The organism is Dyella humicola, assembly GCF_026283945.1.
Lineage (GTDB): Bacteria > Pseudomonadota > Gammaproteobacteria > Xanthomonadales > Rhodanobacteraceae > Dyella > Dyella humicola.
The window spans coordinates 1,279,647-1,305,846 of record NZ_JAPDPC010000001.1 but is presented as its reverse complement, the minus strand read 5'-3'; the positions used below and the strand labels follow the sequence as shown (position 1 = coordinate 1,305,846).

28 protein-coding genes are annotated in these 26,200 nt (G+C 63.0%); 15 read left to right on the top strand and 13 right to left on the bottom strand.

Annotation, left to right across the window (positions count from 1 at the left end):
• Nucleotides 1-9: 9 nt before the first annotated feature.
• Genes OUZ30_RS05695 through OUZ30_RS05685 form a run of 3 tightly spaced genes read left to right on the top strand, consistent with a single transcriptional unit; the run spans nucleotide 10 to nucleotide 2,291 of the window.
• A complete protein-coding gene (locus tag OUZ30_RS05695; protein ID WP_266181227.1) occupies nucleotides 10-807 on the top strand; it encodes a cytochrome C assembly family protein in 798 nt (265 codons plus the stop codon).
• Nucleotides 808-812: 5 nt separating this feature from the next.
• The gene (purU, locus tag OUZ30_RS05690; protein WP_266181226.1) at nucleotides 813-1,670 is read left to right on the top strand and encodes a formyltetrahydrofolate deformylase; all 858 of its coding nucleotides are present in this window, start codon (nucleotides 813-815) and stop codon (nucleotides 1,668-1,670) included.
• Nucleotides 1,671-1,682: 12 nt separating this feature from the next.
• Nucleotides 1,683-2,291, top strand: coding sequence for a glutathione S-transferase family protein (locus OUZ30_RS05685; RefSeq protein WP_266181225.1), 609 nt, complete (start codon nucleotides 1,683-1,685; stop codon nucleotides 2,289-2,291).
• Nucleotides 2,292-2,979: 688 nt separating this feature from the next.
• Here the strand turns inward: OUZ30_RS05685 and radA are convergent.
• The 4 genes from radA to OUZ30_RS05665 all read right to left on the bottom strand — a co-directional run bounded on the left by radA (nucleotide 2,980) and on the right by OUZ30_RS05665 (nucleotide 6,892).
• Nucleotides 2,980-4,362, bottom strand: a complete 1,383-nt coding sequence (gene radA / locus OUZ30_RS05680; protein WP_266181224.1) for a DNA repair protein RadA — start codon at nucleotides 4,360-4,362, stop codon at nucleotides 2,980-2,982.
• Nucleotides 4,363-4,443: 81 nt separating this feature from the next.
• Nucleotides 4,444-5,532, bottom strand: coding sequence for an alanine racemase (alr, locus tag OUZ30_RS05675; protein WP_266181223.1), 1,089 nt, complete (start codon nucleotides 5,530-5,532; stop codon nucleotides 4,444-4,446).
• Between the two features lie 985 nt (nucleotides 5,533-6,517).
• A complete protein-coding gene (locus OUZ30_RS05670) occupies nucleotides 6,518-6,727 on the bottom strand; it encodes an outer membrane protein assembly factor BamD (RefSeq protein ID WP_266181222.1) in 210 nt (69 codons plus the stop codon).
• A gap of 12 nt (nucleotides 6,728-6,739) precedes the next feature.
• The gene (locus tag OUZ30_RS05665; protein WP_266181221.1) at nucleotides 6,740-6,892 is read right to left on the bottom strand and encodes a DUF3309 family protein; all 153 of its coding nucleotides are present in this window, start codon (nucleotides 6,890-6,892) and stop codon (nucleotides 6,740-6,742) included.
• 615 nt (nucleotides 6,893-7,507) lie between these two features.
• Here OUZ30_RS05665 and OUZ30_RS05660 point away from each other — a divergent pair.
• Complete coding sequence (locus OUZ30_RS05660; RefSeq protein WP_266181220.1) at nucleotides 7,508-9,289, top strand: S53 family peptidase; 1,782 nt, start codon at nucleotides 7,508-7,510, stop codon at nucleotides 9,287-9,289.
• Between the two features lie 110 nt (nucleotides 9,290-9,399).
• Here OUZ30_RS05660 and OUZ30_RS05655 read toward each other — a convergent pair whose 3' ends face one another.
• The 5 genes from OUZ30_RS05655 to OUZ30_RS05635 all read right to left on the bottom strand — a co-directional run bounded on the left by OUZ30_RS05655 (nucleotide 9,400) and on the right by OUZ30_RS05635 (nucleotide 12,909).
• On the bottom strand, nucleotides 9,400-10,827 hold the full coding sequence (locus OUZ30_RS05655) for a replicative DNA helicase (protein ID WP_266181219.1): 1,428 nt from the start codon (nucleotides 10,825-10,827) through the stop codon (nucleotides 9,400-9,402).
• 195 nt (nucleotides 10,828-11,022) lie between these two features.
• Nucleotides 11,023-11,472 (bottom strand): 50S ribosomal protein L9, encoded by a 450-nt coding sequence (gene rplI, locus OUZ30_RS05650; RefSeq protein WP_266181218.1) that lies wholly within the window; start codon nucleotides 11,470-11,472, stop codon nucleotides 11,023-11,025.
• Between the two features lie 104 nt (nucleotides 11,473-11,576).
• On the bottom strand, nucleotides 11,577-11,807 hold the full coding sequence (rpsR, locus tag OUZ30_RS05645; protein WP_017462785.1) for a 30S ribosomal protein S18: 231 nt from the start codon (nucleotides 11,805-11,807) through the stop codon (nucleotides 11,577-11,579).
• Nucleotides 11,808-11,821: 14 nt separating this feature from the next.
• Complete coding sequence (rpsF, locus tag OUZ30_RS05640; RefSeq protein ID WP_121878540.1) at nucleotides 11,822-12,259, bottom strand: 30S ribosomal protein S6; 438 nt, start codon at nucleotides 12,257-12,259, stop codon at nucleotides 11,822-11,824.
• A 323-nt stretch (nucleotides 12,260-12,582) separates the two neighbouring features.
• Nucleotides 12,583-12,909 carry a HesB/IscA family protein gene (locus OUZ30_RS05635; protein ID WP_266181217.1) on the bottom strand — a complete coding sequence of 109 codons (327 nt, stop codon included), beginning with the start codon at nucleotides 12,907-12,909 and terminating at the stop codon, nucleotides 12,583-12,585.
• A 138-nt stretch (nucleotides 12,910-13,047) separates the two neighbouring features.
• Between OUZ30_RS05635 and asnS the strand changes: the two genes are divergently transcribed.
• The 7 genes from asnS (at nucleotide 13,048) to OUZ30_RS05600 (ending at nucleotide 19,198) form a co-directional block, all read left to right on the top strand.
• On the top strand, nucleotides 13,048-14,448 hold the full coding sequence (gene asnS / locus OUZ30_RS05630; RefSeq protein ID WP_266181216.1) for an asparagine--tRNA ligase: 1,401 nt from the start codon (nucleotides 13,048-13,050) through the stop codon (nucleotides 14,446-14,448).
• A 17-nt stretch (nucleotides 14,449-14,465) separates the two neighbouring features.
• The gene (locus tag OUZ30_RS05625) at nucleotides 14,466-15,344 is read left to right on the top strand and encodes a MalM family protein (protein WP_266181215.1); all 879 of its coding nucleotides are present in this window, start codon (nucleotides 14,466-14,468) and stop codon (nucleotides 15,342-15,344) included.
• A 42-nt stretch (nucleotides 15,345-15,386) separates the two neighbouring features.
• The gene (locus OUZ30_RS05620) at nucleotides 15,387-15,701 is read left to right on the top strand and encodes a hypothetical protein (RefSeq protein WP_266181214.1); all 315 of its coding nucleotides are present in this window, start codon (nucleotides 15,387-15,389) and stop codon (nucleotides 15,699-15,701) included.
• A 75-nt stretch (nucleotides 15,702-15,776) separates the two neighbouring features.
• Nucleotides 15,777-16,565 carry an SDR family oxidoreductase gene (locus tag OUZ30_RS05615; protein WP_266181213.1) on the top strand — a complete coding sequence of 263 codons (789 nt, stop codon included), beginning with the start codon at nucleotides 15,777-15,779 and terminating at the stop codon, nucleotides 16,563-16,565.
• Between the two features lie 77 nt (nucleotides 16,566-16,642).
• Nucleotides 16,643-18,094, top strand: coding sequence for an aldehyde dehydrogenase (locus tag OUZ30_RS05610; RefSeq protein ID WP_266181212.1), 1,452 nt, complete (start codon nucleotides 16,643-16,645; stop codon nucleotides 18,092-18,094).
• 10 nt (nucleotides 18,095-18,104) lie between these two features.
• Entirely contained in the window at nucleotides 18,105-18,773 is a 669-nt protein-coding gene (gene can, locus OUZ30_RS05605) for a carbonate dehydratase (protein WP_266181211.1), read from the top strand.
• Entirely contained in the window at nucleotides 18,770-19,198 is a 429-nt protein-coding gene (locus tag OUZ30_RS05600) for a RidA family protein (protein ID WP_266181210.1), read from the top strand. The genes can and OUZ30_RS05600 overlap by 4 nt, the downstream gene beginning before the upstream one ends.
• Before the next feature lie 65 nt (nucleotides 19,199-19,263).
• Here the strand turns inward: OUZ30_RS05600 and OUZ30_RS05595 are convergent, their stop codons facing one another.
• The 4 genes from OUZ30_RS05595 to OUZ30_RS05580 form a co-directional block, all read right to left on the bottom strand.
• On the bottom strand, nucleotides 19,264-19,542 hold the full coding sequence (locus OUZ30_RS05595) for a hypothetical protein (RefSeq protein ID WP_266181208.1): 279 nt from the start codon (nucleotides 19,540-19,542) through the stop codon (nucleotides 19,264-19,266).
• Between the two features lie 182 nt (nucleotides 19,543-19,724).
• On the bottom strand, nucleotides 19,725-20,504 hold the full coding sequence (hutG, locus tag OUZ30_RS05590) for an N-formylglutamate deformylase (protein WP_266181207.1): 780 nt from the start codon (nucleotides 20,502-20,504) through the stop codon (nucleotides 19,725-19,727).
• Nucleotides 20,505-20,528: 24 nt separating this feature from the next.
• Nucleotides 20,529-21,875, bottom strand: coding sequence for a glutathione-disulfide reductase (gene gorA / locus OUZ30_RS05585; protein ID WP_266181206.1), 1,347 nt, complete (start codon nucleotides 21,873-21,875; stop codon nucleotides 20,529-20,531).
• Nucleotides 21,876-21,903: 28 nt separating this feature from the next.
• Nucleotides 21,904-23,163 carry an NAD(P)/FAD-dependent oxidoreductase gene (locus tag OUZ30_RS05580; RefSeq protein ID WP_266181205.1) on the bottom strand — a complete coding sequence of 420 codons (1,260 nt, stop codon included), beginning with the start codon at nucleotides 23,161-23,163 and terminating at the stop codon, nucleotides 21,904-21,906.
• Nucleotides 23,164-23,218: 55 nt separating this feature from the next.
• Between OUZ30_RS05580 and OUZ30_RS05575 the strand changes: the two genes are divergently transcribed.
• The 4 genes from OUZ30_RS05575 to OUZ30_RS05560 all read left to right on the top strand — a co-directional run bounded on the left by OUZ30_RS05575 (nucleotide 23,219) and on the right by OUZ30_RS05560 (nucleotide 26,180).
• Nucleotides 23,219-24,538: a hypothetical protein gene (locus OUZ30_RS05575; protein WP_266181204.1), complete on the top strand. Its 1,320-nt coding sequence runs from the start codon at nucleotides 23,219-23,221 to the stop codon at nucleotides 24,536-24,538.
• Nucleotides 24,539-24,637: 99 nt separating this feature from the next.
• The gene (locus OUZ30_RS05570; protein ID WP_266183112.1) at nucleotides 24,638-25,204 is read left to right on the top strand and encodes a C40 family peptidase; all 567 of its coding nucleotides are present in this window, start codon (nucleotides 24,638-24,640) and stop codon (nucleotides 25,202-25,204) included.
• An 83-nt stretch (nucleotides 25,205-25,287) separates the two neighbouring features.
• On the top strand, nucleotides 25,288-25,752 hold the full coding sequence (locus tag OUZ30_RS05565) for a MarR family winged helix-turn-helix transcriptional regulator (protein WP_266181203.1): 465 nt from the start codon (nucleotides 25,288-25,290) through the stop codon (nucleotides 25,750-25,752).
• Complete coding sequence (locus tag OUZ30_RS05560; protein WP_266181202.1) at nucleotides 25,749-26,180, top strand: organic hydroperoxide resistance protein; 432 nt, start codon at nucleotides 25,749-25,751, stop codon at nucleotides 26,178-26,180. Before OUZ30_RS05565 ends, OUZ30_RS05560 begins: the two co-directional genes overlap by 4 nt.
• The last annotated feature ends 20 nt before the right edge of the window (nucleotides 26,181-26,200 follow it).

Sequence of the window (26,200 nt, the reverse complement as noted above, 5' to 3'; positions counted from 1 at the left end):
TCCCGCGTCATGGCCATCACCCTCTTCGCCCTGCTTGCCGTCGTGCTCTATCTCACCGCCGCCGCCGGCCTGGCGCGGCCTCTGCTGAGCGGTGGCAAACCACTGAATCGCTCCGCCCTCGCGCTGGCCGGGACCGCCGTCGTGATCCATGCCTTCATTCTGCTGGGCATTCACCGCGGCGCACTGGACCTGCATTTCTTCGCCGCGCTGTCGCTGGTGGCTTGCGTGGTCTCGGCGCTCACCCTGGTCGTGAATATCTCGCGCCCGGTGGCGGCACTAGGCGTGATCGTGTTTCCGCTCACCGCCCTGCTGCTGGCAGCGGATACCTTGGTGGCGCCAACGACCTCGCCCCAACCGCTGGAATGGCAGATCAAGCTGCACGTCACCGTGGCCTTGCTCGCCTTCAGCGTGCTCTCGATTGCCGCCGCGCTGGCGATCCTGCTGGCGATCCAGGAACGCGCCTTGCGTCATCGCCAGTTCGGTCCCTGGCTGCGTGCGCTGCCGCCATTGACGCTCACCGAGACCCTGCTATTCCGCCTGATTGGCGCGGGCTTCGTGCTGCTGTCACTGACCCTGCTCAGCGGCATCTTGTTCGTGGAAAACCTGTTCGGCCAGCACCTGATCCACAAGACGGTACTGTCGATCATCGCCTGGCTGGTGTTCGGCGCCCTGCTCTACGGACGCTGGCGACACGGCTGGCGCGGTCGCAGCGCGGTGAATCTCACCCTGACCGGCATGGGCGTGCTGTTGCTGGCATTTTTTGGCACCAAGGCCGTATTGGAACTGATCCTGCACCGCACGCCCTGACGATCATGCCCTCCGACCAGTTCATCCTCACCCTCTCCTGTCCGGACCGCGCCGGCATCGTGGCGGCGGTATCGGGGCATCTGGCGGGACGAGGCTGCAATATCGTGGAGGCGCAGCAGTTCGGGGATGACGAGACAGCGCGCTTCTTCATGCGCCTGGTATTCCAGGGCGGCGGCATCGATCAGGACGAACTGCAGCGAGGCTTTACTGCCGTCGCCGATACTTTCGACATGCACTGGACCTTGCGCGATCGCGCGCAGCGCCATCGCGTCCTGCTACTGGTGTCGAAGTTCGACCATTGCCTGGCTGACGTGCTTTATCGCTGGCGTATCGGCGAACTGCCGATGGACATCGTCGGTATCGTCGCCAATCACCCGCGCGAGACGTATCGGCATCTGGACTTCGACGCCATTCCGTTCCATTACCTGCCTACGGACAAGAGTCATCGTGCGGCTCAGGATGCGGCCATGTCGAAGCTGATCGAGGATAGTGGCGCGGAACTCGTCGTACTTGCCCGCTATATGCAGGTGCTTTCGCCCGAACTGGCGCAGCAACTGGAGGGGCGCTGCATCAATATTCATCACTCCTTCCTGCCCGGCTTCAAGGGTGCACGCCCTTACCATCGAGCGCACCGTCGCGGCGTCAAGTTGATCGGTGCCACCGCACATTTCGTCACCGCCGACCTGGACGAAGGTCCGATCATCGAACAGGACATCGAGCGCGTGACGCATGCCGACACGCCGGACGATCTGATCCGCATCGGCCGCGATATCGAACGTCGCGTATTGGCGCGCACCCTACGGCTTTACCTCGATGACCGCGTGCTGCTCAACGGCAGTAGGACCGTCATCTTCACTTCCTGACTGGAGATATGCGTGGAACTGATCGGCATGCTCGACTCCCCCTATGTTCGCCGCGCCGCCATTTCGCTGCGCCTGCTGGGCATCCCGTTCACACATCGATCGCTGTCCGTGTTTCGCAACTTCGATGAGTTCCAGTCGATCAATCCGCAGGTGAAAGCCCCGACGCTGGTATTGGATGACGGCAGCTTGCTGGTCGATTCCAGCCTGATCATCGATTGGGCGGAAACCATCAGCGACCGGCCAAGCCTCCTGCCCACGGAGTCAGCCGCACGCCTACGTGCGCTACGCCTGATCGGCAGCGCACTCACGGCCAGCGAAAAGAGCGTGCAGATCGTCTACGAGCACAAGCGCGAGGCAGACAAGCGCGATGCAGCATGGCTGCAACGCGTGAAAGGCCAGCTGCATGCGGCCTACGATGTGCTGGAGCGCGAAATCGACGGCACGAAGGGCTGGTTGTTCGGCAGCGAGCCGGGACAGGCCGACATTTCCATTGCCGTAGCCTGGGGCTTCACCCAGCTGGTGACGCCGGAGACCGTTGACGCCGCCTCCTATCCCCGGCTGGCAGCATTCGCGATGCGCGCTGAACAACATCCGGATTTTGCGGCGCTGCCACCGGTTTAAGCACATTTGGCGGCGCCCTCTTTTTGGGGCGATTGGGGGCGCTTGCTTTTGGCGCGATAACTGAGCGTTATCGCCAGCGTGCCGCTTACGCAGCGGGCGTTCCGAACCGCTGCCGCGGTCCGGGTCACTTTTCTTTTGCTGGCCCAAAAGAAAAGTAACCCAAAGAAAATGGCCTAAAAGGCTCATAGCATTGCGCAGGATACGAGCCTGACGAGCGAGGCCAGCCGAATGAGTGGCGCCCCACGGCCTACACACAGCGGCTACACCGCAACGCGCCGTGGCGCAGAGGGCTTAACACGTCGGTGGTGCGGTGGCCATCTGGCACTTGGATTCGACAAACTTCACGACCGTCGGCCGAACCTGCTTTAAGTCCTCATCACTTGGGCGCGTTGCGGTGTAGCCGCTGTGTCTCGCCGTGGGCGACCAGCTATTTGCTCGCGGGAACCTTCCAACGCTTCTATCCCGCGGAGTGCTACCAGCTCTTAAGGCCGTTTTCTTTGGGTTACTTTTCTTTTGGGCCAGCAAAAGAAAAGTGACTCGAGCGCCGGCAGGCGATCGAAACGCCCGCTGCGTAAGCGGCAAGCTGGCGATATCGCTCGGTCATCGCGTCATCGCGAGCACCCGCCCCTCATCCCAACCTTCTCTTCCAGCGTGACTACCTTCGGCCAGAAGAGAGAGGGAGAAATACTCAGCGGCAGGCATCGATGGCTTCGGAGAGGCGCTCAACTGCCACCACCTCCATATCGCCCACGCGCCCCTTCTTCGGTGCGTTGGCCTTCGGCACGATGGCGCGTTGGAAACCGTGGTGCGCCGCTTCCTTCAAGCGCTCTTCACCATTCGGCACCGGGCGAATTTCCCCGGAAAGCCCGACTTCGCCAAACGCAATGTTTTTCTCCGGCAGCGGACGATCGCGCAAGCTGGATAGCACGGCCAGCAGCACCGGCATATCCGCGGCCGTTTCCTGCACGCGAATACCGCCCACCACGTTGACAAACACGTCCTGATCGTAGGCTGCCACACCGCCATGCCGATGCAGCACGGCCAGCAACATGGCCAGGCGATTCTGTTCCAGCCCCAAGGCCACGCGACGCGGATTACCCAAGGAGGATTGGTCCACCAGCGCCTGCACTTCGACCAGCAACGGCCGCGTACCCTCGCGCGTCACCATCACGGCGCTGCCCGAGGTCGGCCCGCTATGCGCAGAGAGGAAGATCGCCGAAGGATTGGACACTTCGCGCAAGCCCTTTTCTGACATGGCGAATACACCCAACTCGTTGACGGCACCGAAGCGATTCTTGAAGGCGCGAAGCACACGAAAGCGACTGCCCGATTCGCCCTCGAAATACAGCACCGCATCGACCATGTGCTCGAGCACCCGCGGTCCCGCGATGCCTCCTTCCTTGGTGACGTGTCCCACCAGGAACACCGAGGTGCCCGTTTCCTTCGCAAACCGCGTGAGCTTGGCCGCGGACTCGCGCACCTGGCTCACCGAGCCCGGCGCGGCCGTAAGCAGCTCGGTCCAGATGGTCTGGATGGAGTCGATCACCAGGACCCGTGGCCGGTTCGCCAGGGCCTGTTCGATGATGCGTTCGATGCAGGTTTCGGCCAGCGCGTGCAACGGCGCCAGCGGCAAGTCCAGGCGCTGCGCGCGCGCGGCCACCTGGGCCAGCGATTCCTCGCCGGTGACATACACACTGGGCAACTGCGCGCCGAGCGTACCCAGCATCTGCAACAGCAAGGTGGACTTGCCGATGCCTGGGTCACCACCAATCAACACGACCGAACCATCGACCAGGCCACCGCCTAGCACGCGATCCAGCTCGCCAATGCCGGTGAGCGTGCGTGTTTCGGCGTTCAACGCGACGGCTGTCAGCGGCGTCACCTTGGGCGAACCGGCCGCAGCGCCGGCGTAGCCAGCCGTGCTGCGCGCGGCGCCCGCGGATTTGACCGCAGGCTGCACCACGAATTCGCTCAACGTGTTCCAGGCTCCACATTCGATGCACTGCCCCTGCCATTTCGAATGCTCCGCACCGCAATCGGTGCAGACATAGGCGGTCTTGGCTTTGGCCATGGAAATTCCCGGGGAGACGTTGAGCGAAGGGGCAGAGCTTAGCGGGTGTGCATCGCACACCGCGAGACGCGACGTTCCCGATCAGTGCTCGTCTTCGACAAACAGCACGCGACGGGTCATGCCGCAAGTGAGGTCATAGGAGATCGTCCCTGCCTGTCCGGCGATGATCTCCACCGGCAACTCTGGCCCCCACAAGGTGACGCGATCGCCTACCTTGGCCTCGGGAACGTTGCGCAGGTCCAGCGTAATCAGGTCCATCGACACGCGGCCGATCAGCGGAACCTGGCGATCGCCCACTAGCACGGGTGTACCGGCCACCGCGCTGCGCGGGTAACCATCACCATAACCGACGGCGGCCACGCCCACCGGCATGTCTTCAGGACAGGTCCAGGTACCGTTGTAACCGATGCGCTCGCCCTGGCCGATTCGATTGATCGCGATCAAACGGGTGCTCAGCGTCATGGCAGGGCGGAAACCAAAGTCCGCGCCGGTCTTCCCGTCCACCACGGAGAGTCCATACAGCAAGCCGCCCGTACGCACCCAGTCACCGCGCGCATCAGCCCAGCCAAGCACGGCGGCGGAGTTGGATAGCGAGCGAGGTCCGCGCAACCCTCGCGTGGCCTCGGCGAAACGAACGATCTGCGCTGGCGTCTGCATGCCATCGAACACTTCCGATTCAGCGAAGTGCGTGAGCAGGCCGATCTCCGGATCGATGCCCGGCATGGCCGCCAACTGCGCATGCACGAACGGAACGGCTTCCGGCGCAAAGCCCAGACGATGCATGCCGCTATCCACCTTGAGCCATACGCGCAGCGGACCGCGCGCTGGCGATACTTCCTTCAACCAATGCAGTTGCGCCTCGTGATGGATCGCCGCATCCAGATTCAGCCGCTGCATTTCAGCGATATCGCTGGCGTGATCCGGACCGGACAACACCACGATGCGCTGCCGATGGCCCGCGGCACGCAGGCGTAGTCCATCGCCCAGCGCGGCCACCGCAAACGCATCCGCCTCGCCATCGAGCGCACGCGCTACGCGTTCCAGCCCGTGCCCATAGGCATCGGCCTTGACGACGGCCATCACCTTCGCAGGCGCCGACAGCGCCTTGATGCGGGCCAGATTGTGGCGCAATGCGCCGAGATGGACGGTGGCGACAGTAGTACGGCTCATGCCTGCTTGGTGCCGCAGCCGCGGCGCGATAAGAGAGGAGAGGGACGGCCCGGGACGGACGTTTGCCTCGGACCTGGCAGGCAGCTTAGCAGCACCACCTGATTCACCCGACGCGACGCCCCAACCATAACCCCACCCCGCGGCTGGATCGAGCCATCTCGATGGCAGTTATCGGGCAATCCACCACCCGCCGCTCAAGCCTGGTCCCGACCCGGCGCGACACGCATGCCTTGCCGCTACCGGCGGCAAGCCGGCAAATACCTGGCGACCCGCTCCTTCAGAGAGCAGCCAGGCACGCCCTAGACCCCTTGGCAGCGCCTGATCGCGTCACGACGAGCGTGCGTATATTGCGTCTGATCGATGCGACCCGCATCAAACGCGCCGCGCAAATCCAACAGTCGCATGTCGCAAGGCTCATTGCTTTGCGCAACGCGGGTCGTACTTGCGCAACCCGCAAGCGCCATGCAGCAACCCAACAACAGACCTGGTACCAGTGATTTGTTCATGACCAGTGCACCTCACGGAACACCCACAACGAGCAACACCATCGGAACAAGGAGGTTGGCACCCGGGCTGCTGCCTGGCCCGTGGCATCAGGAGCGGCTTTGCAGCGAAGCAGGGATGGCAGCAGGCGGTAAAGTCACGATGACTGCTGAGGAACCATCGACATGGATGCACCTCGGAGAAACGCACCCAACAGGCTGCGCCCGACGACGTAAACGTCCCAGGTGTTTTCCGTGTAAAAGGTGCTCAGGTGAAAGCTCGTGTACAGGCGCCGTTACGTTACGTGACGATCGTTTGATAGTTGGCCAAACAAATCGTTACGTCGACTTGCTTTGGCAAGAAGCGCTTATCGGCGAAATCAGCCGTGGCGAACCAGTGATTTCGCATGGAGCGCCGGGGCCCAAGGACCGGCCCCGACGCCCATCACAGCCTCGTACCCCGCGAGGCTTCCTGTGCCAAGCGCCATCGCGCCCGCAAGGTCCTAGGACGACTTATCGCAGCGCTTGATCGCTTCCCGGCGAGCCCGCTCATATTCGTGCTGGGTCATGGCGCCTGAAGCCAGCGCATTCTGCAAATCGGTCATCTGCTTGCCACAGGTCTCGTTGTTCTGCACCACGCGAGTGGTGCTCCCGCAGCTGGCAAGCGATACACAACAGCTGGCCAGCAACGCAAGGATCAATGATCTGTTCATAGCCACATCGCCTCAGATGACGCCCATGACGAGCAAGACAATCAGAACGATCAGGATGATGCCGATGCCGCCGCTTGGCCCGTAACCCCAGGAGCGGCTATACGGCCAGGCGGGTACAGCACCAAGCAGAAGCAGCACGATGATGAGCAGAAGAATGAGCGACATGAGATACGCCTCCAGTGGAAACACACCTTGCAGGCTGCGCCCTGACACGTGAATGGCCCACGTGGATTTCGTGTACGTGATGCATACGACGGGCCTGCCGTACAGGCGGCATTCCGTCGGCCGAGCCCTCCCTGATGGAAGGCTAAACGACTAATCACACCGACTCGTCCAGCAAGGCACGATTCATCGACGGTGGCGATATCAGTGATGGATGTCCCAATGATGGGTGGCGCTACCCGACGCGGTTTGCGCATCGCGCGAACATTCGAATTGCAGCCCATGGCGCATATCGAAGCCATATGGCTGCCCGGTATCTCCGAAATGCACCTGATAACTTACTGACTATTAGCTGGTTACATAAAGTCATAAGCGATTCCGCGCACTGACAACGATCTGTGCGAGCCCGCACACTTTGATGGTGTTCGCTCCTCTATAAAAAACTCGCAGACGGGGAATCTGCTGGGCGTGTTCAAACACGCACACCCAACCCCGAATCGATCACGCTATCTCGGTCGCCTGGACGCGAGCCGAGCCCTTCGTGCGTCAACGCGCGCGATCGATCCTGCGACGGAAGGTCCGACCCGGAATATCCATTCACTTTAGGAGTATCTCCGTATGAGAAATGCTGGAAATAATGCGTCGCGCTTGCTTGCGCGTGGCCGTCTGGCGGGAGCGCTGGCGTTGATGATCGGCATGCAAGGGGTACTCGCTATCGGGCCGGCGCATGCCGCCGATGCCACGACCTGGTCCGCCACGCGCACGTTTGCCCCCTATACCGCCAACGCCAACTTCAATGGCTATGCAGCGGATCAGGAGCCCGTATCGATTACGGTGACGTTGAAACTGCGCAATCAGGATGTACTTGATAGCTATCTCAGTGAATTGTTCCATCCTGGCAGCCCGTCCTATCACCAGTTCCTGAGCAGCCAGGACAGCACGGAGCTGTTCGCGCCCACGCAGCAGCAGGCGCAGGCCGTCGCGGACTATCTCCGCCAGCAGGGCTTTACCAACATCCAGATCGCAGCGAACCGCCTGCTCGTCACGGCCGACGGCACGGTGGGCGCGTCACGCGGCGCATTCCGCACCTCGATCGGACATTTCAGCCGCAACGGACATGACGGCATCGCGAATACGACGGACGTCCAGATCCCTTCGGCGCTGGGTGCGCAGGTCGACCAGGTGCTCGGCTTCAATACGCTTCACCAGGCCCGCGTGTTCTCGTTGCCGTCTTCGCAGATCAAGCCGGCCTATACCGTCGTCTCGGTGACCGGCAACTCCGCGGCCCATGCCTACTATCCGCAGGAGTTCGCCACGGTCTATCACGCCGGCACCACGACGGCCGCGACCGCGACCACGGTGGCGATCCTGGGCTGGGGCAGCATGACCAATGCCCAGACGGACCTGAGCAAGTTCGAAAGCGGACAGGGCATCACCGCCGTGCCGACCGCGATCGAATCCACGGTCACCAAGAGCAGCAGCGACGATAGCGGCCAGGGCGAATGGGGTATGGACGCGCAGGCCATCGTCGGCATCAGCGGCGGCGTGCAGAAGCTGATCTTCTATACCGACGGCGGCACTTACAGCAGCCGCACCGGCTCCAGCGGCGCCAGCAACAGTGGCCTGCTGCAGGTGATCAACAAGGCGGTGAGCGACAACACCGCCCGCGTGATCAACATGTCGTGGGGCCTGCCCGAGTGCGATGGCGCCCCCGGCTTCGCCGACTCGGCGTTCAAGCTCGGCGTGACCCAGGGCCAGACCTTCTCGGCCGCCACCGGCGACAACGGCTCGTATCCGTGCCCGAACGGCAGCACGGCACCACAGAACGGCGCCTACGGAAGCACCACGACCTTATCGGTGAACTACCCGGCAAGCTCGCCCTACGTGGTCGCCGCAGGCGGTACGACCTTGAACACCACCTCGGCCGACAGCTATACCTCGGAAGCCTCCTGGCCGTATAGCGGCGGCGGTGTCAGCAGTTCGGAAGCGACGCCGAGCTGGCAGTCGAGCAGCTACGCCCACCGCTCGGTGCCGGATGTGGCATTCGATGCGGACTGGACGAACTCGCCGATCATCGTCTACTTCACGGCGAGCTCCACCTCGGGCATCCCGCAGTCGGGTTACTACACCAACGGCGGCACCAGCCTGGCCTCGCCGCTGTTCGTCGGTGCCTGGGCGCGTCTGGAGTCAGCCAACGGCAACGGACTGGGCTTCGCTGCACCGGCGCTCTACGCCTACTCCAGCCAGTTCCCGTTCCACGACGTCGCCACCGGCAACAATGGCTACTACTCGGCCACCTCCGGCCGTGACAACGCGACCGGCTGGGGCAGCTTCGACATCCAGTCGGCGGCAACGTTCATCAGCGGCACACCGGGCTTCATCACGGCTACGCACCCGTAATCTGTGCACCGTCACGCTCAAAGGGCTGCTCACGCAGCCCTTTGGTCTTACATATGGCACTGTCTGGCTCAGCTAAGGTCCGCAGAAAGCGCGCCGCCGGCGCGCTGGACTCACTCGAAGGCGCCGACGAAGGAATCGGGCGCGTAGTTCTCGAACTTGGTGTAGTGGCCGAGGAAGGTGAGCTTCACCGTGTCGGTAGGGCCGTTACGCTGCTTGCCGATGATGATTTCCGCAAGGCCCTTATCCGGCGATTCCTTGTTGTAGTACTCGTCGCGGTAAATGAACATGATCACGTCGGCGTCCTGCTCGATAGCGCCGGATTCGCGCAAGTCGGACATCATCGGACGCTTGTCGGCACGCTGTTCCAGCGATCGATTCAGCTGTGATAGCGCAATCACCGGACAGTTGAGCTCCTTGGCGAGGCCTTTCAGCGAGCGCGAGATCTCCGAGATTTCGGTCGCGCGATTTTCCTTGTTGCCCGGCACCTGCATGAGCTGCAGGTAGTCGATCACGATCAAGCCAAGGCCGCCGTGCTCACGATGCAGTCGACGGGAACGCGAGCGCATTTCCACCGGAGAGAGGCCGGGAGTATCGTCAATGAAGATCTTCGCCTCGGACAGCAACGAAATGGCATTGGTGACGCGCGGCCAGTCTTCTTCGGCCAAGTCGCCGTTGCGCAGATGCTGCGCGTGGATGCGCCCGACCGACGAAATCATACGGAAGGCCAACTGCGAGGCCGACATCTCCATCGAGAAGATCGCCACGGCCTTCTTGCCACGCATCGCTACCGCTTCGGCGATGTTCACCGAGAACGCCGTCTTGCCCATCGAGGGACGCGCCGCAACGATGATCAAGTCGGAAGGCTGCAGGCCCGAGGTCAGCTCGTCCAGGTCGGAGAAGCCAGTGGAGACGCCGGTGAGCTGGCCCTTGTTTTCGAAGCGCTCGGAGAGAATTCGGAACGCGTCCTTGACGGCCTCGCGCATCGACACCGTATCTTTCTTGCCGCGAGCACCCGATTCGGCGATCTTGAACACCGCCTGCTCGGCGCGCTCAAGCACCTCTTGCACGCCCATCCCTTCGGGCTGATAGCCGTCCTCGGCGATGCCGGTGCCGGCATCGATCAGCTGGCGCAGCACCGACTTCTCTCGCACGATTGCCGCGTACGCAGCAATATTCGCCGCGCTGGGCGTGGTGTTGGCCAGGTCAATCAGATAGGCAGCACCACCGACCATCTCGCCCAGGCCGTTGGCCTCGAACCAGTCGCCCAGGGTCACCGCATCGCACGGCATGCCCTTGGCCGCCAGCTCGGTGATGGCACGCCAGATCAGGCGGTGGTCCTTGCGGTAGAAATCCTGCTCGCTCAGCCGGTCCGCCACCTTGTCCAGCGAGTCAGGGGACAACATGAGACCACCCAGCACAGCTTGCTCCGCATCGATCGAACTCGGCGGTACACGCAGCGCATCGATGTTGGAAGGAGGCTTGCGCTCGGAACGACCGCGGCGCTCGGGGCGATCGGAACGATCAGTAACGAAGGGCATCAAGATTCCTCGCAGCGGACCGGCACGCATTCGCCGGTGGCATAACGTTGGGCTCAGAGCATACGCGGCGCCAGCGCAGGCGACGAGACAATAACTCTGTGGATAACTTGTGCACGGACGTGGATAAGTGCCGGCACAAAAGCAGACGGGCGCCCTGGAGGCGCCCGTCCGGGTACTACTTAGCGATGGAGCGGCTTACTTTTCGCCGACCACGATCACCTTGACCTGGGTCTGCACGTCAGCGTGCAGGCTGATCACGACGTCGAACTCGCCGGTGTGGCGGATCGGGCCTTCGCCCTGGATCACTTCACCCTTGTTCACGTCCTGGCCGGCAGCCTGGAGAGCCTCGGCGATTTCGCGCGGGCCGACCGACCCGTACAGCTTGCCTTCCGGGCTAGCGTTGGCGGCGATGGTCACCGACACGCCTTCCAGCTTGGCCTTGCGGCCTTCGGCACCGGACAGCTGGTCCTTGGCCTTGGCTTCGTATTCGGCGCGACGCTTCTCGAAAGCTTCGAGGTTGGCGGCGTTGACCGGCACGGCCTTGCCCTGCGGCAGCAGGTAATTGCGGCCATAACCCGGCTTCACACTGACCTTGTCGCCAAGGTTGCCGAGGTTACGGACTTTCTCAAGAAGAATCAGTTGCATGATGGTTCCTTTTCGTTAGCACCGGTGTGGCCCGGCGCAGCCGTGGACGGTTGTCCGAAGAGTTGACGGGCACGCCCGGCCACAAGGCCGGGCGTGCGCCACGATTAGACGTCGTGGTTGTCGGTGTACGGCAGCAGAGCCAGGAAGCGCGCGCGCTTGATCGCGGTCGCCAACTGACGCTGGTAGCGAGCCTTGGTGCCGGTGATGCGGCTGGGAACGATCTTGCCGTTCTCAGTCACGTACTGGCGCAGCGTGTTGAGATCCTTGTAATCGATCTCTTTGACTTTTTCGGCCGTGAAGCGGCAGAACTTGCGGCGGCGGAAGAACTTTGACATGTCGTGGCTCCTGATCAGTCGTCGCTGTCGCGATCGTTATCGCGGTCGTCGCGGTCGCGACGTGCCGGGCGCTCGTCACCGTCGCTGTCGTCATCGCGGCGACGCGAGGACTTGGCGTCGTCCTTTTCCTTGCTCTTAAGGATGAAGGACTGCTCGGTGTCGGCCTCATCGCGGCGAACCACCAGGTGGCGCAGCACGGCGTCGTTGAAGCGGAAACCCGACTCCAACTCGTTCAGCGCGTTCTGGCTCACTTCGATGTTGAGCATGACGTAGTGAGCCTTGGCCAGGTTCACGATCGGGTAGGCCAGCTGACGGCGGCCCCAGTCTTCCAGGCGATGGATCTTGCCACCGTCGGTTTCGATCAGCGCCTTGTAGCGCTCGATCATCGCCGGAACCTGCTCGCTCTGGTCAGGGTGGACCAGAAACACAACTTCGTAATGTCGCAGGGACATTGTTGGGTAACTCCTTGTGGATGCGGCCTTGCGGCCTCGCAGCCTCCCGCCCTATGCGGTGAGGCAAGGTTCCATCCGAGCCATTCGGGCACGGACAGAAGCGGAATTGTACGGCGGGGCGGGGGTTTGGCGCAAGTTGGCGGGCTTGCCTACGGGCGGGAGACCGGTAGCGGACGCGCATGGATGGCTCGCCATGCCGTCCTCAGGCGTCCAGAACGGGAACGCCGAGGCCACCACGGACCCCAAGCATCGCGCCACCTGCAAGGCTTGATTCTGGTGCCGAGGACCGAGGCGGCAGACATTCACGCGCCCCCAACCCCGGCTTACCCCACCGTAAAACTCTCGCCGCAACCGCACTCACCGGTCGCGTTGGGATTATGGAAGACAAAGCTGGCGTTAAGCCCCTGACGCTGGAAATCGATCACGGTGCCATCCACCAGGGACAGGCTCTTGCTGTCCACGATCAGCGGCACGCCGTCGACGTTGACCAGCTCGTCGTCACTGCCTAGCGCGTGGGCCAGATCCACCACATAGCCGAAACCGGAGCACCCCGTGCGCTTCACGCCGAAGCGCACGCCTGCGGCATCCGGCGTACCGGCCAGAAATTGACGCATGCGTTCGCTGGCGGCGGGAGTGATGGAGATAGTCATGGCTGGATGCAAATACCGAGGTGTTACGAGGTTTGGAAATCGAGGTGCGGAGGGTCGCTACCTGAACGATACGTACATTATCATGTCGAACTTGGTCTTACGCGTCCGATATGCGGCGCCCAGCAGGAGTTTCAATCCATGGCGGTGGTTAGTGTTAAGCAGGCTCTTTCCGGCAGCATCGAAGCCGGCAACAGCGTGACCGTGCGCGGCTGGGTCCGCACCCGGCGCGATTCGAAGGCGGGCCTGTCCTTCGTCAATGTGAGCGATGGCTCCTGCTTCGACCCGATCCAGGCCGTGGTCACCGACCAGGTCTCTAATTACGAAACCGAGGTGAAGCATCTCACAGCCGGCGCGGGTGTCATCGTCACCGGCACCCTGGTGGCCTCGCAGGGCAAGGGCCAGAGTTTCGAGATACAGGCCCATCAAGTGACCGTAACCGGCTTCGTCGATGATCCGGAAACCTACCCGATCCAGCCCAAGCAGCACTCGATGGAGTTCCTGCGCGAAGTCGCGCATCTGCGCCCGCGCACCAACCTGTTCGGCGCAGTGACCCGCGTGCGCCATACGATGATGACGGCGATCCATCGCTGGCTCACTGAGCAGGGTTTCTTCTGGATCAACACCCCGATCATCACCACCTCCGATGCCGAGGGTGCGGGCGACATGTTCCGCCTGTCCACCTTGGACCTGGCGAACCTTCCGCGCACCGACAACGGCAAGATCGATTTCCGCAAGGATTTCTTCGGCCGCGAAGCGTTTCTCACCGTGTCCGGCCAGCTCAATGTCGAGGCTTACTGCCTGGCGATGAGCAAGGTCTACACGTTCGGCCCGACCTTCCGCGCCGAGAACTCCAACACGCCGCGCCACCTGGCCGAGTTCTGGATGGTGGAGCCGGAAATCGCGTTCGCCAACCTGCACGACAACGCCGACTGCGCCGAGGGCTTCCTCAAGGCCATCTTCAAGGCCGTGCTGGACGAGCGCCCGGATGACATGGCGTTCTTTGCCGAGCGCGTGCAGCCCGATGCGATCAGCCGGCTGGAAGCGTTCATTTCGCAGCCGTTCGAGCGCATCGACTACACCGACGCCATCGAGATCCTGAAGAAGTCCGGCCAGAAGTTTGAATTCCCGGTGGCCTGGGGCATCGACCTGCAGACCGAACACGAGCGTTATCTCGCCGAGAAACACGTCGGCCGTCCGGTGGTGGTGATGAACTACCCCGAGCAGATCAAGGCGTTCTATATGCGCTTGAACGACGACGGCAAGACCGTCGCCGCGATGGACGTGCTGGCCCCGGGTATCGGCGAGATCATCGGCGGCAGCCAGCGTGAAGAACGCCTTGATTACCTGGACCGCCGCATGATCCAGTTCGGCCTCGATCCGGCCACTTATGGCTGGTATCGTGATCTTCGCCGTTACGGCACCGTGCCGCACGCGGGCTTCGGCCTGGGCTTCGAGCGCCTGCTGGTCTACGTGTGCGGCCTGTCCAATATTCGCGACGCCATTCCCTACCCGCGCGCAGCGGGGACGGCCGAATTCTGACCCACACGAATCGTCTTATGCGTTATCGCCTCCCCGTCGCCACCGCTCTCATCGTCTTCGTCCTGCTGCTGGTGAGCGGCTGCCATAGCGTGAAAACGCTGGTGCCGCCCAACCTGAGGTCGCCAGAAAGTAACCACAGCAGTCTCGATGCGGCCAAGACTGAGTTGCAGAAGGCGACGCCGTGCTGCACCACGTTCGCGGACTTCTCGTTCCAGAACGCCCTGCCCTGGCAACCGAAGAAATTCGTGCTGGGGCCGGGCAGCCTGGTCGGCAATCTCAATGGCGAGCGCAGTTATTTCCTCAGTTTCAGCCTGCCGCGCGAAGTCGAGCTTCCGTACAGGGTAGCGTTCAAGTCTGAATTGAATGGCCGCTGGCTACGCTCCAGCTACCTGTTCGCACCCACCGTCGTGGTGCTGGATGAAGCGTTCCAGCCGATCGGCTCGCAGGATGTCGGCCTGTGCGAGCACATGGGCTGGACGGACCAAACTTCGGGCGCTTTCGGCAGCGTGGACATCACCGACAAGCGCGCGCGTTACCTGGTCCTCTACAGCTCAGCCAAGCAACAGGCCAGCAGCACGTACTGGGAACAATCGCCGGCGTCTTTCTCGGCCGAGGCACCGGTAAAAATGGCTGCCACGGGCAGCTTCAAGGTACCGCATGGACCGGATGGCACGGTCTGGATCGGGCTGATGGACAATACGTTCAAGGATGCCGTGAACAACGCCATTTGCGGCAAGCCTGAACAGGGCAACGGTGTGCTCAACACGCTGCGCGAGTCCATTCCGGTGCCGGGATGGGGCAGCTCCAGCAGCAAGAGTGCCGATGCCAAGAACAGTAGCGCGACACCAGGCGATGGCGCTGCATCGGCAGCAAACGCCGGTGCCGGAAATCGTTGATCTCCTGCATGATTGACATCGTCCACTGAAGACAGGCGCGGCATGATCGAGCTCTACCTAATGTTACTGATGGCCGGCGTGGTCAGCTTTGCGCTGCACTTCGTGGCGCAGTACCGCGTCGCGTCGCTGTTGCGTCACAGGCATCCGCAGCAGTGGCAAATCATCGCCGAGGCCGATGGGCAACCGACGACGCCATGGCGCACCTGGATGCGGCTGCAGCTCGCACTGCGCTCACCGGTGCTGCCGGCACTGGAGGACGACGGCATCACCCGCTGGCGACGCATGTGGCGTTATTGTCCGTGGGTGGCCTGGCTGTGCTGGTTCGGCGCGCTCGCCATGCAATGGGCTGCACGTTAGGGATGGCCCGATTAGGGCGGCCGGATTAGGGATCGCCTGATCCATTCCCACTTTCACTTTCCGAAGGGGCTCACCATGTTGCTCGACCTGAGTGGGCGCCACGCCCTCGTCTGCGGTGCATCGCAAGGCATCGGCCGCGCCAGCGCGATCGAACTGGCCGAACTGGGTGCCAGCGTGACCCTGCTGGCGCGCTCGGCCGAGGCGTTGAAGACCGTTGCCGAGGCCCTGCCCCGCAAGCACGACCAGCAGCATCGCTGGCTTGCCGTCGACATGCTGCAGACGGACGAGCTGCGCATCGCCGTAGACGAGATCGTGGCCGACCATCCGGCGCAAATCCTGATCAACAATACCGGCGGCCCGCCGGGAGGCCCGGCACATACAGCCGCAACTGATGCCTTCGAGACCGCGTTTCGCCAGCACATGCTGGCCGGCCAGACGCTGGTGCAGGCGCTGTTGCCAGGCATGCGGGCCAGCGCTTATGGCCGCATCGTCAATGTGATCTCCACCTCGGTGAAGGAGCCGATCGCCGGCCTGGGCGTGTCCAATACCGTGCGCGCAGCGGTGGCCGCCTGGGCCAAGACGCTATCGGGCGAACTGGCCGCCGATGGCATCACGGTCAACAACGTGCTGCCCGGCTACACCCGCACGGCCCGCCTGGACGCCATCCTCGCTGCCCAAATCGCCAGCAGTGGACGCAGCGAAGACGATGTGGCGCAAGCGATGTTGGCCACGGTGCCGGCGCGACGCTTCGGCACGGCCGCGGAAGTGGCGGCCGTGATCGCCTTCCTGTGTACGCCTGCTGCGGCCTATGTGAATGGCGTAAGCATCGCCGTGGACGGCGGCCGTACACGCGCGCTGAGCTAGGGCGCGCTTAAGCTAAATCCGCAGGCATACGGCTGCGTCCGGTGCAAATATCGGGCGCAGGCTCTAAGCTTGTAGCGATGCCAAATCTGCGCCTCGCCAACCTTATTGACGGTCGCCTGCAGGCGCCACGTGACTCACGCTGGGTCGATGTATTCGAGCCGGCCACTGGCCAGGTATTCGCTCAATGCCCGGACTCGTCTGCGGACGACGTCGCCGACGCCGTCGCCGCCGCACAGCGCGCAGCGCCGGGCTGGAGCGCGATGCCAGCGGAACAACGCGCCCACCTGCTGCACCGGCTGGCCGACCTGATCGAAGCGCGCCTGGAAGACTTCGTGATACTGGAGTCGCGTGATAGCGGCAAGCCATTGAGTCTCGCGCGCAGCCTCGACATCCCCCGCGCGGTGTCCAACCTCCGCTACTTCGCCGCCGCCATCGTGCCGTGGAGCAGCGAATCGCATGCGATGGAAATCGGGGCGATCAATTACACCCTGCGCCAGCCACTCGGCGTGGTGGGCTGCATCAGTCCGTGGAATCTTCCGCTGTACCTGTTCACCTGGAAGATTGCTCCGGCACTGGCCGCGGGCAACGCCGTTGTGGCCAAGCCATCGGAGATCACGCCGTGCACGGCCGCCCTGCTTGGCGAATTGAGCATTGAGGCGGGCTTCCCTGCCGGCGTGCTGAATATCGTGCAGGGTCGCGGCCCCAGCGTCGGCCAGGCCCTGGTCGAGCATCCGGGGATCAAGGCGGTGTCATTCACTGGCAGCACGCGCACGGGCGCCCACATCGCCACCGCCGCGGCCCCGCAGTTCAAGAAACTGTCGTTGGAACTGGGCGGCAAGAATCCCGCCGTGGTGTTCGAAGACGCGGATCTCAGCGACGCCACCCTGGACACCATCGTCCGCTCGGGCTTCGCCAATCAGGGCGAGATCTGCCTGTGCGGGTCGCGCCTGCTGGTGCAACGCTCGATCTACGACACGTTTCGCGAGCGCTACGTGCAGCGCGTGCAAGCACTGCGCGTGGGCGACCCCAACGAAGTCAACACGGATCTTGGCGCGCTGGTTTCGCAGGAACATTTCGACAAGGTGATCGGCTGCATTGCCCAGGCGCGCGATGAAGGCGGTCGCGTGCTTTGCGGCGGTGACGTCGTGAAGGTGGCGGGCCGCTGCGCCGAGGGCTGGTTCGTGGAACCCACCGTCATCGAGGGCCTGGACGGCCAGGCCGCCACCAATCAACACGAGATTTTCGGGCCCGTCGTCAGCCTCATTCCGTTCGATGATGAAGCCGAGGCGCTGTCCATCGCCAACGGCACCGGCTACGGCCTGGCCGCCTCGATGTGGACGCGCGACCTTTCCCGCGCGCATCGCTTCGGCGGCCAGCTCGACTTCGGCATCGTGTGGATCAACTGCTGGCTGCTGCGCGATTTGCGCACGCCTTTTGGTGGCACGAAGCAATCAGGCCTTGGCCGCGAAGGCGGCACTGAAGCGCTGCGTTTCTTCACCGAACCGAAAAACATCTGTATTCGCTATTGAGAGCTCCGCCGTGAATAGTCCGCTACAGAAACTGCTCGACAGCAATCGCCGCTGGTCAGCCGAAGTCAGCGCGCAGGATCCGCGCTTCTTCGAGCGCCTCGCCCAGCAACAGGCACCCAAGTACCTGTGGATCGGCTGCTCCGATTCGCGCGTACCGGCCACGCAGATCGTGGACCTGCCGCCGGGTGACATCTTCGTTCAGCGCAATGTCGCCAACGTGGTGTCGCATACCGACCTCAACTGCCTCAGCACGATCCAGTTCGCCGTCGACGTACTCAAGGTCGAGCACATCCTGGTGGTCGGTCATTACGGCTGCGGTGGCGTGCAGGCGGTACTCGATGAGCGCCGACTTGGCCTGGTCGACAACTGGCTGCGCCATGTAGGCGATGTGGCCCAGAAGCATTCCAACATGCTTTCGTCTATCGACATGATGCATCTGCGCAACAGCCGCCTGTGCGAACTCAACGCGATGGAACAGGTAGTCAACGTCTGCCATACGACGATGGTGATGGATGCCTGGGAGCGCGGCCAGAAACTGTCCGTGCACGCGTGGTGCTACAGCCTGTTCGACGGTCATGTGAACGACCTCGGCATGCATGTCAGCTCACGCGAGCAACTCAAGCCCGCTTACGAAGCAGCCCTGCAGCGCCTTGGCACGGTGCCCGAGTTCAACCGATGAGCGACGTCGTCCGCACGCAACAGGCACCGGCACCGGTAGGTGCCTACCCGCATGCACGGCGTGTCGGCGACCTGCTGTTTCTGTCCGGCGTGGGGCCGCGCACGCCGGGCACGAACGCCATACCGGGCAACGTCCACGATGCGCAGGGCACGCTGGTCGACTACGACATCGAGGCGCAATGTCGCCAGGTATTCGCGAATGTGCGCGCCGTGCTCGAAGCAAGCGGTGCACGCTGGGAGCATCTGGTCGATGTGACGGTGTTCTTGACGGATATGGCGCGCGACTTCGCTACCTACAACCGGCTCTATGCCGAGTATTTCGCGGGCGTGGACGCCTGTCGCACAACCCTGGGCATCACCGCCCTGCCCACACCCATCGCGATCGAACTGAAGTGCGTGGCATCGCTGCCGCGTAGCGATCGCTGAGCGACCGGTTCACATGAGATGGAAACCTCGGTGGCTGGCCACCGAGGTTTCGCACGGCAACGCTTTTACGTTGATGGGCCCGTCGTGACCGGCGGCAAGGTAGCCTTGCCCGACTTCTTGCCGGACGATTTGCCACCCTTGGCGGTACCGGGCTGACCACTGATCTGGGTCGGCTTGTGGCTCTTCTTGTGATGCTTGGAAGAAGAGCCGGCCGGCGGTGCCGGCTGGGCAGCTGCCGGCTTGGTCGCGGGCGCAGCCTGCGGGGCTGCAGTCTGCGCCAGCACCGAACCAGAGAGAGCAACACCTGCCACCAGCAGGGAAGCAATCGCGAACTTACGCATCATGATGAGCCTCATCAGGTCATGCCGCGGACCCGGCCGGAACCCGGCAACACGGGCGGCGCGACGGCTAAAACATGGCATGTTTCGCGACGCATCGAAACCAATGATTTCAACACGCGCAGGAGCTTTTCACGCCGGCGGAGCTTGACTTTCCGACTCCCTAACATCGGCCGAATATTCTTGCGTCACTCGATGCAGAGGCGCAGCAGCTGTCCCATGGTCGCCTGCAGCAACGATGCCTTCGCCTCGTCATACGCGAAGCTGTCTTCGTCCATGTAGTTGAGCTGAGCAAGCTCCAGCTGTACGGCATGAACACCGCTTTCCGGACGGCCGTAATGGCGCGTGATATAGCCGCCCTTGAAGCGCCCATTGACGACGAAACTGTATTGGGACTGGCCTTCCAGCGCGGCTCGCAACTGCTGCTGCAGCGTGTTGTCGCAACTGGCACCGTCTGCGGTACCCAGGTTGAAGTCCGGCAGCTGGCCATCGAACAGCATCGGCACGCGGCTGCGGATGGAATGCCCCTCCCACAGCACCACGCGGCCGTGTTCGGCACGTAGCCTTTCAAGTTCTTGCGACAAGGCATCGTGGTACGGACGCCAGAATTCATTTACCCGCCGTTGAATTTCGTCGGCCGTCGGCTCGGCACCGTCGAGATAAAGCGGCTCGCCGTTAAAGCCGATGGTGGATACCAGGCCCGTCTCGCGACGCCCCGGGTACAGCGCCTGACCGTCGGCGGGGCGATTGAGATCGACCACATAGCGCGATGCCACGGGCCTCAACACACTGGCGCCCAGCGCCTTGGCCAAGGGCTCGTACAGGCGACCAACATGCCAATCGGTGTCCACCGAGCGCCGTGCCGCAGGGAGCATGCGGTCGGCAATGGCGGCGGGAATGGCACTGCCGTCGTGCGGCAGGCTGATCAACAGCGGCGCAGTGCCGCGATGCAGGGTGTAGTTGCTCATCGTCCAAGTTTAACCGGCAGGACCTCAGGACATCAGCACCAGCTCTTCGGCGGAGCTGGGATGGATGGCGACCGTGTTGTCCATGTCGCGCTTGCGCAGCCCTATCCGCATCGCTACGGCAAAGCCCTGGAGCATCTCATCCGCACCAGCACCCAACACGTGAATGCCGACGACGCGCTCGTCGTCGCCGGCGCAGAGGACCTTCATGATGGTCTTGATGCCGTGTCCCGTCAGCGCCCATTGCATCGGCGTGAAGCGACTGCGATAAACACGCAACCGATCACCATAGAGCTCACGTGCCTGCGCTTCGGTCAGGCCCACCTTGGCCATGGGCGGCTCGGCAAACACCACGCTCGGCACGTTCTCGTAATCAAGCCGGCTCTCAGGCTGTCCGCCGAACAGGCGATCCGCCAGGTGGCGCCCTGCCGCTACCGCCACCGGCGTGAGCTCCTCGCGACCGGTGACGTCGCCCACCGCGCAGATACCGGGAACATTGCTGTTCTGCCAGTCATCGGCGATTACGTGGCCTTCGTCGTCGACACGCACCCCCGCAGCGTCCAGATCGAGACGTTCACTATTGGGCACTCGCCCCACGGCCCAGAGCACCGCGTCATAGGGGCCACACTCACCATTGACGGCATCGTCCAACACGATGCCGTCGTTCGCACGGTGCAGACCTGCAACGTGCACCCCATGAGTGATGGCAATGCCTTGTCCAAGCATGCGCTGTTCCAGAGCATCAACCAGTTCGGCATCAAAACCCGTGAGCAGGCTGCTGCGTACATGCAAGCTGACTTCGCTGCCCAATGCACACAACAGACCGGCGAACTCCACCGCGATGTAGCCACCTCCAATCACGGCGATACGACGCGGCAAGGTTCGCAACGCAAAGATGTCGTCAGACACCAACCCCAAGTCGAAGCCTGACACTTCCAGCCGTCGGGGGCGCGCGCCGGTCGCTATGACAATCTGCGTGGCGCGCAGCTCATTGCCGCTGGATGTGGCCACCGTATCGGCCGATACGAAGCGACCGCTTTCGGCGAGCAGCTGGATACCTGCGTCGGCGAGGCGAGCGGCATAGCGATGGCGAATACCATCGATATAGTTCTGGCGTAGCTGCCGGAAGTGCTCCCAATCGAGTGGCCCCGGGGTGCAAGCAAAGCCGTAGTCCACCGCCAGCCGCTGTTCGTGCGCCAGTTGCGCGGCATACCACAGCGCCTTCTTGGGTACACAGCCGACATTGACACAGGTACCACCGAGTGCGCCCGGCTCGAGCATCGCCACGCGTGCGCCATGACGCGCAGCGCGGACCGCCACGGCCAATCCGCCCGACCCCCCGCCTAGTACGATTAGATCGAAGCTATCGGCCATGCCTGTCTCCATCGGTAGGCATCAAGGATTACGCACCAAACCTGGCCGGTGCATAAGGCGCGGGATCGATCGGCAGCCCTTTGCCGCCCAGCATCCCCGCCACCAATTCGCCAGTTGCTGCCGACATGCTTACGCCGAGCATGCCGTGAGCCGTCGCCAGAGTGAGATTGGACCAACGCGTACTCGGACCGATGATCGGCACTTCATCCACGCTCATCGGCCGCCAACCCCACCATTCCTCCAGCAGTTGCGGCCCTTCCGGCTCGTGCAGGCCCTGGGCCGCGCCGCGACGCAAAGCCTCCAGACGCGTGCGATTGAGCCCTTCGGAATAGCCGGAGAATTCCATGGTGCTGCCCAGGCGGTAACCGCTGTCCCAGGTGGTGACGCACACGGCCGCTTCACGCAGCACCAAGGCATGGCGCGGCGCATGCACGGGGCGCGTATAGGTCAGCGAATAGCCCTTGCCGGGCTGCATCGGCAGTTGCAAGCCGAGCTGCTTTCCGAGCAACGGTGACCACGCGCCAAGCGCCATCACCACGCGGTCACCGCGAAACACACCGCGTGTCGTGCGAACGAAGTCGATGCTGCCGTCGCGTGTGCCCAAGTGATCGATGCGCGCACCCGTTTCGATCGAACCACCAAGCTCCAGCACCCGGCGCGCCAGTTCCGCAACATAGAGGTCCGGGCGCAGGCGAGCGTCGCCTGGATGGAACAGGCCGCCAGCCACGCCTGGCTTCAACGCCGGCTCCATGGCCTCTACCTCATCGCCACGCAGACGCTGCACTTCGACGCCGAGTTGATCGAGTACCCGGGCATGATGCTTCTCGTCGCCTTGCAGCGCCTGCGGCGTGCGGTACACGTATAGCACGCCGCCCTCGCGGAACTCGCAATCAAGCCCCTCGTCATGGATCAGCGCGGGCAGCAGGGTCCTGGAACGATTGAGAATGGCCGCGCGTGCCCTGGCCGCCCGCTCAAAGTCGCGCCAGTTGCAGTGCCGGGCGAAGCCCAGCATCCAGCGCAGGCGCGGACCATCGAAGCGGGGGTTGAGGTAGAGCGGCGCGTCCGATCGAAGCATGGAGCGCAAGGCCACGCCCAATGCACCCGGCATCGCCAGGGGCGCAGCATGGCTGGGCGTGATCGTTCCACAATTGCCGTGCGAACTGCCGCAGCCCGGGGTACCCTGCTCCAAAATGCGCACGGTGGCTCCGGACTTCAGCAGGTAGTAGGCACTGGCAAGGCCGATGACGCCGCCGCCAAGAATCAGCACATCACTGCGAGAAGCATCCATAAAACTATTGTAGCGTCCCAAATTGCCCGACCCTAACCCCAAGGGAAGCAGAGCGATGGAATCGTCCGTTACGAAGTCCGGCAGGATGATGTACGTGTGGCGTGGGGCGGCTGCCTTCGCCTTGTTTCTCACCACGGCCCTGGTGGCCGGGCGCTCGCTGGCCACCCCGCCGGCGCAGGCATCTTCAGGGCCCGATGTATCGCGTGACTTGTTTAACGAAACGGCTCGCATCAAGAATGATCTCGCGCGCTATCTCTATCTAAGGGAGGCGATACCGCAGCTCCAGCAAAAGGATCGTCTGATCGACCAGCAATTGCTGGCTACCGTCGAAGACGAACTGGGGCTCTACAACGAGGCCATGAACGACTTCCCGTTCGACAACCGCGTCCAGACACCCGTGCCCATGCCGCCGCCTACCGACTGGCAGCCCGCCGATGCCGCCGGCGAGATCGCGAAGCTTGCGGCCAACCGACGCATCGTGATGGTCAACGAAGCCCATCATGACGCTCACACGCGCGAACTGACGCTTGCGCTGTTGCCGCTCCTGCGCGCGCAAGGATTCAACTACTTTGCCGCCGAAGCGCTGAGCCACAGCGACACCGAGCTGATGACGCGCGGCTATCCCATCAGCAGCAGCGGCAGCGAGTATCTGCATGAGCCGGTCTACGGTGAAATCATCCGCGAAGCGATTCGGCTGGGCTTCGTGGTGGTGGCCTATGACTCTGACGCGGAGAAGCTGGCCGACCGCGAAATGGGCCAGGCGAACCAGCTTTACCTGAAGGTGTTCGCCAAGGATCCCAAGGCGCGCCTGTTCGTGCATGCGGGCTATGCGCATATCGACAAGGCGACCGGCAATCTTGGTGACGACGTGAAACCGATGGCGATGCAGTTGAAGATGCTGTCCGGATTCGACCCCCTGTCGATCGATCAGACACGCTGGAGGGACATCGGTCCGATGCCAAATACCGACGCCTACAACCAGCTGATCGCACAGTTTCCGGTGGATCGCCCCTCGGTCCTGATCAACCGGCAGAACGGCAGCGTGTGGACCTCCGATCCCGCCCGCCATGACGTTGACGTGATCTTGCCCAAGGCAGGCCATCAACGTCGCCCCCATTGGCTGGCGCTTGGGGGCACCCGCGAGACGCGGGTGGTGACCAGCGACATCTGCGCCCGTCAGCTGCCCTGTGTCGTCGAGGCCCGTTATGCCAATGAATCGGATGATGCCGTCCCCGCCGACCGCTATGTCTTCCTGACCGAAAACAGCATGAACACGCTTTACCTGAAGCCCGGCCAGTACCAGCTGCACGCGTGGGACCGGGAGGGGCGCACCACCGGCAAACGCAACTTGACGGTCGACAAGCCGGGCTCATAAAGGACTGAGACCGCTATTCAAGTACTAACTCACAACTTTCCTCCAAATCATTGATTTGCTAGCATCCCCTCAGCCGAAGCCAGGGGGGTGCTTGTGAATTTGGACGCCATCGATCCGTCCTTTTGCCCGCCAGCGCGGTGGCGTACGGCGCGTCTTCTGCTGCTGGGTGCAACGGTCCTGCTGCTGGCCGCCTGTTCCAGCACCCCGCGCAAGCCGCAAGCGACCTTCAAGGACTCCCGTTCATCGCTGGCCGACGAGCCGGCCCGGGGGCCGGCGGCCAATACCGACACGGCGAACGATGTGCTGTTCCGTGCCATCGCCCTGGTGGGTACGCCCTACCGTTGGGGCGGCAATACACCCGACGGCGGTTTCGATTGCAGCGGTCTGGTCGACTACATCTACCGCAACGCGGCGGGCCTGATGCTGCCCCATAGCTCTCGCGAGATGTCTGCCATGGACGGCCGCAAGGTGCCGCAAATGACCGACCTGGTCAGCGGCGATCTGGTGTTTTTCGGAGGCAGCGGCGGCATCAGCCACGTGGGCGTCTACGTGGGCAAGGGCCGTTTCGTGCATGCGCCCAATAGCGGCGGTACGGTACGCCTGGACGATATCGACGGCCCCTACTGGCGCGATCACTTCGCCTTCGGCAAGCGTCTGCTCGACTGATGCCCTGCTCGAAAGACGGCGCCTATCGATTTAATTGGAAAATTGAATTGTACACAATTTAATTTTGCACATAGGATTCGCCCATGAAACGGAAGCCGACACCCGACCCACTGCTGCTGGACCAGCAACTTTGCTTTGCGCTGTATGCCTCGTCGCGCTCCATCACCGGCCTGTACCGCCCGTTGCTGGAGCCGCTCGGCCTGACCTACCCGCAATACCTGGTGATGCTGGTGCTATGGGAGCAGGACGGCATCACCGTCCGTGAACTAGGTCAGCGCCTACAGTTGGATTCGGGAACGCTCACGCCACTGCTGAAGCGATTGCAGTCGGCGGGCCTGGTCAGCCGCCAGCGCCGCGCCGAAGACGAGCGCGAGGTGGAAATCCGCCTTACCCCGGCCGGGCTCGCCCTGCGCGAGCCGGCCAGCGACATACCCGCATGCATGGCGCAGCGACTGGAGTTGTCATTCGACCAGATGCAACGCCTGCGTGATGAACTGAAGCAACTTACCCAGCACCTCCAACACCCCCCATCGAGGATTAACCCATGAGCAGCACCAAGATTCTCTATACCGCCACCGCCACCGTCGTTGGCGGCCGCGAAGGCCACGCCAAGAGCAGCGATGGCGTGCTCGACCTGCAGTTGGTTGTACCCAAGGAGCTCGGTGGCCCAGGTGGCGCCGGCAGCAATCCGGAACAACTGTTTGCCGCTGGCTATGCGGCGTGCTTCGAAGGTGCGGTGCGCTTTGTCGCCCGCCAGAAGAACATCACCATTCACAAGGACTCGTCGGTAACCGCACAGGTCGGCATCGGTCCGCGCGAGCCGACCGGTTTCGGCATCGCCGTGAAGCTGGACGTGAGCCTGCCGGGCATCGACCGCGCTGTGGCGCAGGAGCTGATCGATACCGCCCATCGCGATATCTGTCCGTATTCGCATGCCACGCGTGGCAACGTCGACGTGCAGATCACGCTGGTCTGATCGGCACCGAAAGGTAGAAA

Bases quoted from the DNA above. Each gene is read 5' to 3' on its own strand.
- OUZ30_RS05695 (WP_266181227.1), top strand. From the start codon at position 10: ATGGCCATCACCCTCTTCGCCCTGCTTGCCGTCGTGCTCTATCTCACC.
- purU (WP_266181226.1), top strand. From the start codon at position 813: ATGCCCTCCGACCAGTTCATCCTCACCCTCTCCTGTCCGGACCGCGCC.
- radA (WP_266181224.1), bottom strand. From the start codon at position 4,362: ATGGCCAAAGCCAAGACCGCCTATGTCTGCACCGATTGCGGTGCGGAG.
- alr (WP_266181223.1), bottom strand. From the start codon at position 5,532: ATGAGCCGTACTACTGTCGCCACCGTCCATCTCGGCGCATTGCGCCAC.
- OUZ30_RS05670 (WP_266181222.1), bottom strand. From the start codon at position 6,727: ATGAACAGATCATTGATCCTTGCGTTGCTGGCCAGCTGTTGTGTATCG.
- OUZ30_RS05665 (WP_266181221.1), bottom strand. From the start codon at position 6,892: ATGTCGCTCATTCTTCTGCTCATCATCGTGCTGCTTCTGCTTGGTGCT.
- OUZ30_RS05660 (WP_266181220.1), top strand. From the start codon at position 7,508: ATGAGAAATGCTGGAAATAATGCGTCGCGCTTGCTTGCGCGTGGCCGT.
- OUZ30_RS05655 (WP_266181219.1), bottom strand. From the start codon at position 10,827: ATGCCCTTCGTTACTGATCGTTCCGATCGCCCCGAGCGCCGCGGTCGT.
- rplI (WP_266181218.1), bottom strand. From the start codon at position 11,472: ATGCAACTGATTCTTCTTGAGAAAGTCCGTAACCTCGGCAACCTTGGC.
- rpsR (WP_017462785.1), bottom strand. From the start codon at position 11,807: ATGTCAAAGTTCTTCCGCCGCCGCAAGTTCTGCCGCTTCACGGCCGAA.
- rpsF (WP_121878540.1), bottom strand. From the start codon at position 12,259: ATGTCCCTGCGACATTACGAAGTTGTGTTTCTGGTCCACCCTGACCAG.
- OUZ30_RS05635 (WP_266181217.1), bottom strand. From the start codon at position 12,909: ATGACTATCTCCATCACTCCCGCCGCCAGCGAACGCATGCGTCAATTT.
- asnS (WP_266181216.1), top strand. From the start codon at position 13,048: ATGGCGGTGGTTAGTGTTAAGCAGGCTCTTTCCGGCAGCATCGAAGCC.
- OUZ30_RS05625 (WP_266181215.1), top strand. From the start codon at position 14,466: ATGCGTTATCGCCTCCCCGTCGCCACCGCTCTCATCGTCTTCGTCCTG.
- OUZ30_RS05620 (WP_266181214.1), top strand. From the start codon at position 15,387: ATGATCGAGCTCTACCTAATGTTACTGATGGCCGGCGTGGTCAGCTTT.
- OUZ30_RS05615 (WP_266181213.1), top strand. From the start codon at position 15,777: ATGTTGCTCGACCTGAGTGGGCGCCACGCCCTCGTCTGCGGTGCATCG.
- OUZ30_RS05610 (WP_266181212.1), top strand. From the start codon at position 16,643: ATGCCAAATCTGCGCCTCGCCAACCTTATTGACGGTCGCCTGCAGGCG.
- OUZ30_RS05600 (WP_266181210.1), top strand. From the start codon at position 18,770: ATGAGCGACGTCGTCCGCACGCAACAGGCACCGGCACCGGTAGGTGCC.
- OUZ30_RS05595 (WP_266181208.1), bottom strand. From the start codon at position 19,542: ATGATGCGTAAGTTCGCGATTGCTTCCCTGCTGGTGGCAGGTGTTGCT.
- hutG (WP_266181207.1), bottom strand. From the start codon at position 20,504: ATGAGCAACTACACCCTGCATCGCGGCACTGCGCCGCTGTTGATCAGC.
- gorA (WP_266181206.1), bottom strand. From the start codon at position 21,875: ATGGCCGATAGCTTCGATCTAATCGTACTAGGCGGGGGGTCGGGCGGA.
- OUZ30_RS05580 (WP_266181205.1), bottom strand. From the start codon at position 23,163: ATGGATGCTTCTCGCAGTGATGTGCTGATTCTTGGCGGCGGCGTCATC.
- OUZ30_RS05575 (WP_266181204.1), top strand. From the start codon at position 23,219: ATGGAATCGTCCGTTACGAAGTCCGGCAGGATGATGTACGTGTGGCGT.
- OUZ30_RS05565 (WP_266181203.1), top strand. From the start codon at position 25,288: ATGAAACGGAAGCCGACACCCGACCCACTGCTGCTGGACCAGCAACTT.
- OUZ30_RS05560 (WP_266181202.1), top strand. From the start codon at position 25,749: ATGAGCAGCACCAAGATTCTCTATACCGCCACCGCCACCGTCGTTGGC.